This is a genomic window from Clostridium sp. N3C (assembly GCF_900095445.1).
Classification (GTDB): Bacteria; Bacillota; Clostridia; order Clostridiales; family Clostridiaceae; genus Clostridium_AU.
Genome location: NZ_FMJL01000038.1, coordinates 1 through 5,548, shown reverse-complemented (window position 1 = coordinate 5,548; position 5,548 = coordinate 1). Strand labels below are relative to the sequence as shown.

Here is a 5,548-nt window from a genome sequence, read left to right as displayed (position 1 = left end):
TTTAAGGCTGAAAAGGTAGATGGCCGCAGAACCCAGCGGATTCAAATTTTTTATAACTGCATTGGCGCTATCGATTTACCAAAATAAACGAAAAAACGGCATAGCCGAATATCAACGACTATGCCGAATTTTTCAGGGATTACAAATCCCTATCTGACCGCTCCTAAAGGTCGAATTTTTTTGCTCTATAGAACTAAAAACAAAGTATACCTATGTAATTTTTAATGTTTGAAATTGCTATTATAACTAAACCTTTAATGGTCATATTTAATATTCCACATTAATACATTTTAAATGTACGAAAAATAACCATGGAGGAAAAGATGAAGAAAATAATGTGGGATATTAATTTGAATAAAAGTAAGTTTGTGATATTAACTATAGTGTCATTAATATTAGTAATTCCTATAATAGTACCTATGTTTGCTAAAGAAAATAAGGAAGAGTCTAGTGATCAAAGTGAATATTATCATTTAAGTCCTAGTAGTATACAATTTAGCAATATTAAGGTTAAAGATGATAAAATAAAAGTTTTTTTAAGCAAAGAAAATAAGATTGTAGAAATGAGTTTAGAAGAGTATTTGCCGGGAGTAGTGTCTAGCGAAATGCCTGCTAATTTTGATATTGAAGCTTTAAAAGCACAGGCAGTAGCAGCTAGAACCTTTGCCCTAGCTCATTTAAGATCTATTGGAGGATCTGGATGCAGCAATCATTCTGAAGCGGATTTATGTGATACAGTACATTGCCAAGTGTATCAAAGTAAGGAAAATAGGATGAATCTATGGCCTAAAGATAAAAATGAGGAGTACTGGAATAAGGTAGTTAGTGCAGTAAAGGCTACAGAGGGAGAGGTACTTACCTACAATGGTGAATTAGTAATGAATCCTCAATACTTTTCTACTAGTGGCGGTAAAACAGAGGATGCACAAACGGTATTTGGGTTCAGTGTTCCTTATTTAAAAAGTGTAGATAGCCCTGGTGAGGAAGTAGCGACAAAATATAAGGAAAGTTATGAATTTACATATTCTAATTTGGCTAACATTATAAATAAAAATTATCCTAATGCTAAGGTTACAGCTGCGAATTTACACAAGCAATTGGAGATACTTGAAAAAAGTGAAGCTGGAACTGTAACTAAACTAAAAATGGGTAATATCGTAATACATGGTAAAGAATTTAGATTTATGTTAGGGTTAAACTCAGCAAACTTTACAATTGCTTATAATGATAATGCTGTAAAAATTCAATGCATAGGTTATGGACACGGGGTAGGAATGAGTCAATGGGGAGCCAATGTAATGGCGCAAAAGGGTAATGATTATAGAAAAATTTTGACCCATTACTATCAAGGCACAAGGATTGAGAAAATAGAAAAGTGATTTTAGCAACGAAAAGTTGACAATAATAGATAAAATTTGTGGAGTTGAAATTCTAAGTTCATAAAATTAGCTTTTTTTCAGCTATGCTGAGAAAAGGCTTTTTTTATATTCATTTTCCTTGATTAGTTATAAGTTAGGTTTTTGAGATTTTATATACTTTTTAGAAACTTAACTTTTTACATTATGGATAGATAAACTGATGAATTTGTCGTTTTAGGGAAAAAAAACAGGAAAAATTTTCATCGATAACATGTATTTTTTACTAAGCTCTGGACAGACTACAAAATGGAGGTGTTCGTATGGACAAAAAACTATTTGACAAATCATCAAACTTCTTTAAGAAGGAGGGATTCTATGTAATACTATTTGTTTGTCTTTGTATCGTAGCTACTATAGCCGCACTTACTGCTAGAAACAATAAAACAGTAACTAAGGCACCATTAGTACAAGAAAGTGCTAAAAAGAATACCGATGTGGCTAAAAATAACCCTGAAGCTCAAAGCACAGAAATACCTAATGCTATTGAGGTGAAAAAGGAGAATGAAGCAAAAATTACTGTTCCTAAGTCAGGGTCAGATTCTACGAAAGAAGTAGTTTCTAATGAAAAGACAACATCTACCGCTGTATCGAAAACAACGGATTATACTTTTGTAAAGCCAGTGGAAGGAGAATATGCAACAACTTTTAGTACAGGGTTAGTTAAGTGCGAAACAATAGGAACCTATAAAACAAATAATGGAATAGAGATTAAAGCAGATCTTAACAGCCCAGTTTATTCAGTACTAGATGGTAAAGTAGAGACTGTTAATAATGATCACACTGAGCTTGGTCAATATGTTGTTATTAATCATCAAAATGGTATTAAAACTGTATATGCTAACTTGAAGGAAGACCTAAAGGTTAAAGTTGGAGATACAGTAAAAAAGGGTCAAGTTATCGGATATGTGGGCAAGACAAGACAAAGTTACTCAAATGAGTATTACGGAGATCATTTACATTTTCAAGTAATGAATGGTAGCACATATGTTGATCCAGCTAAATATGTAAAATATAGTCCTCTAAGTAAAGAGTAGACTTATATCCCGCCGGCAATAGCTAATAGACCTTTATTGACCGGCGGGTGGTAATTTAAGAATCTTTAAAAGCATATTTATAAATAATAGAGAATTAAGGAGGTAGCACTTTGAAAGACTATATTGAAGAAAGAGTTCTTGAAGTAGCTAACTATATTATAGATTCAAAAGCAACAATTCGCAAAACAGCAAAGATATTCGGTGTTAGCAAAAGCACTATTCATAAAGATATGACTGAAAGATTACCCAAAATCAATCCTGCCATTGCAAAACAAGCTAAGCTTATATTAGATTTGAATAAATCAGAGAGACATATAAGAGGTGGCAGAGCTACAAAAATGAAATATAAAGCTATTGAAGACTATAAAGCTATTGAAGGTTAGGCTTATTATTAGTATAATAATATAAGAGAAATTTGTAATGATATAGCAAATTAAATAAAAAAGTGTTATAAAGGTAGGAGTGGGTTTAGCAATGTGGTTTTTTGGTATGGGTGCAGATATGGGCATAGATTTAGGTACTGCAACAGTATTGGTGTATGCGAAAGGTAAAGGAATAATATTACAAGAACCATCTGTTGTAGCATTAGATAAGATTACTAAGAAAGTTTTGGCAGTAGGGGAAGAAGCACGACAGATGATAGGTAGAACACCTGGAAATATTGTTGCGATTCGACCTTTGCGTGATGGTGTAATTTCTGATTATGATATCACTGAAAAAATGCTTAAATACTTCATAAAAAAGGCATGTGGAAAGAGAAGAATTTCTGCACCTAGAGTTATGGTCTGTGTACCATGTGAAGCCACAGAAGTGGAAAAAAGAGCTGTTAAAGATGCTACCATAAATGCAGGGGCTAAAAAGGTTTATTTAATTGAAGAGCCTATTGCTGCGGCAATAGGAGCAGGCCTCGATATAACAAAGGCTAGTGGAAATATGATTATAGATATAGGAGGCGGCACAACAGATGTGGCGGTTATATCCCTAGACGGTATGGTAGTAAGAAATTCAATAAAAGTTGCTGGAGATCATTTTGATGAAGCTATTATAAAATATATAAGAAAAAAGCATAAGTTAATGATTGGTGAAAGAACCGCCGAAAATATGAAAATAACAATAGGTACTGCATACAAGAGGGAAAACAATGCTACTATGGAGGTTAGAGGTAGAGATTTAATAACAGGACTACCTAAAAATCTTACCGTTTATTCGGAAGAAATTGCAGAGGCTTTGAATGAAACAGTTACAGCTATAGTAGAATGTGCTCATTCTGTTTTAGAAAAAACGCCTCCAGAGTTGGCCGCTGATATAATGGAAAAGGGAATAATGATGACAGGAGGAGGTTCTTTACTCCATGGATTGGATGAAAGAATATCTCAAGCCACAAAGATTCCTGTTATAATTGCTGAAAATCCAGTGGAATGTGTTGCCATAGGAACAGGCAAAGCTTTGGATTATCTTGATAATTTAGATTCTAATAACTATAGTTCATAATTATAGTTTTATATATTTAAATATTCATTTTTAAGATTTGCGAATGTACATACATTCGCAAATCTTTTTAATAAGGTTTTTTAAACCGATAATTTGATAGGTATATTGCGTGAATAAGACTATCAGCTATTACTTTGGACATTTCCATTACTAGGTTTAATCTAATAGTTCTATTAGTAAAAAGTTCGTTGTTGTCGGAAGAATCTACTATACCAATTATAGAGCTCTCTCCTACATCTGGTAGCGACTTGCCAACACCCTTCCCTGGGTGAATGGGATAATTCCTTCCTTGAATTTCTCCAATACTATCACTATCCCCTAAACAGGCATCAATTCCGATGATATTGGCGTCGGGGTGAAGATTTTTTATTTCTTGAATCCTTTTTTCAAGATTTAATGCATGGATAGGTTCAGAAACAGAACCGTACACCGGTAGTGGAAAATTTCTGCATTGCAAAAATGTTCCGACTAATGGACCTAGGCAATCACCGATACATCTATCAGTTCCTATGCAAACTATTATGGTATTCTTGTCTATATAGTCTTTGATAAAATAAGCTAACTCATAGTAAGCTAGTGCATCTTTATAATGCATTTTGACTTTATTCAAGCATTCAACACCCCCTCAATAATATATATGAAAAAATTTACGGAATATTAAATAAAACAAGAATAAAAAGATTAAAATATGAAAAAATGAAAGATAGTAGTAAAAATACAAAATATTTAAGATGAGGGTGATAATGTTGAAGTATAAAATTTCCTCTTTTGTAGTTATAATTTGCACAATTATATCTGCATACATAATGATTTCCAGCAGTAAGAATGATGTAAGTTATGAAGATAATAAGGAATCAGTAATAATTAATGAAAATAGTATTAATGAAAATAGTATTAATGAAAATAGTATTAATGAAAAAGATGAGATAAGTGAAGAGAGAGATATCAAAGAACATAAAGACGAAATTAAAAATACTGAAGAAAGCAATATGCCCAAAGTGGATCAAGTAGAAGATAAGAAGGAGGCGAAAGCTGCTTCAGAAGAGAAGAATAATGAAAAGGAGAATAAGAAGGAGCAAGAGAATAAAGCTGAGGTTGTTGATAAAGGGGAGGAGGAAAATCAATTTGAAGAAGAACAAAATGATGGTACTCATTACCCTGATAGTGCAGCGGTGTTTAAAGTTGAGTCTGGTAAAATATTGAAAAATCTTAGCCTTAGTGAAAAAACTAAATTGCTATTATTAAGAAAAAAAATATCACCGGTAGATTATGCACAAATTAATAATTATCTTCTTGATGAGAATAAAACTAGAGGTATAATAAATACTTTTACTTTGCTTAAAGCTAGATTGAGCGATGAGGATTATAATGAAGTTAAGGATATAGCTTCAAAATACATAAATGTAGATTATATAGAGGATTATATATCAAATTAAAATTGTTGAGAAATCATAATAAAAATGTATTTGAGTCTAAAATGAAGGAAATAAGAGATTTTTTAAGATTAAATAGCATAAATCTGCATAAAGAGTTATTTTGACGGTTGAATTGTTCTTAACTTCTAGGTATACTATTCCTTGTCAACGGCCCAGTGCTGTAGAAAAT

General features: G+C 32.3%; 7 protein-coding genes. 6 read left to right on the top strand and 1 reads right to left on the bottom strand.

Annotation, left to right across the window (positions count from 1 at the left end; translation table 11 throughout):
- From N3C_RS15530 to N3C_RS10530, 5 genes are all read left to right on the top strand, one after another.
- On the top strand, positions 1–87 hold an 87-nt coding region (locus N3C_RS15530), incomplete at its 5' end, for a DUF4368 domain-containing protein (protein WP_143312659.1).
- 236 nt (positions 88–323) lie between these two features.
- A complete protein-coding gene (spoIID, locus tag N3C_RS10545; protein WP_242944085.1) occupies positions 324–1,379 on the top strand; it encodes a stage II sporulation protein D in 1,056 nt (351 codons plus the stop codon).
- Positions 1,380–1,678: 299 nt separating this feature from the next.
- Positions 1,679–2,452 (top strand): M23 family metallopeptidase, encoded by a 774-nt coding sequence (locus N3C_RS10540; protein WP_074365994.1) that lies wholly within the window; start codon positions 1,679–1,681, stop codon positions 2,450–2,452.
- 110 nt (positions 2,453–2,562) lie between these two features.
- Positions 2,563–2,835 carry a sporulation transcriptional regulator SpoIIID gene (gene spoIIID, locus N3C_RS10535; RefSeq protein ID WP_074365993.1) on the top strand — a complete coding sequence of 91 codons (273 nt, stop codon included), beginning with the start codon at positions 2,563–2,565 and terminating at the stop codon, positions 2,833–2,835.
- 91 nt (positions 2,836–2,926) lie between these two features.
- Positions 2,927–3,943 carry a rod shape-determining protein gene (locus N3C_RS10530; RefSeq protein ID WP_074365992.1) on the top strand — a complete coding sequence of 339 codons (1,017 nt, stop codon included), beginning with the start codon at positions 2,927–2,929 and terminating at the stop codon, positions 3,941–3,943.
- Between the two features lie 67 nt (positions 3,944–4,010).
- Here N3C_RS10530 and yyaC read toward each other — a convergent pair whose 3' ends face one another.
- Entirely contained in the window at positions 4,011–4,553 is a 543-nt protein-coding gene (gene yyaC, locus N3C_RS10525) for a spore protease YyaC (protein ID WP_074365991.1), read from the bottom strand.
- 133 nt (positions 4,554–4,686) lie between these two features.
- Between yyaC and N3C_RS10520 the strand changes: the two genes are divergently transcribed.
- Positions 4,687–5,379, top strand: coding sequence for a hypothetical protein (locus N3C_RS10520; protein WP_074365990.1), 693 nt, complete (start codon positions 4,687–4,689; stop codon positions 5,377–5,379).
- Positions 5,380–5,548 lie beyond the last annotated feature (169 nt).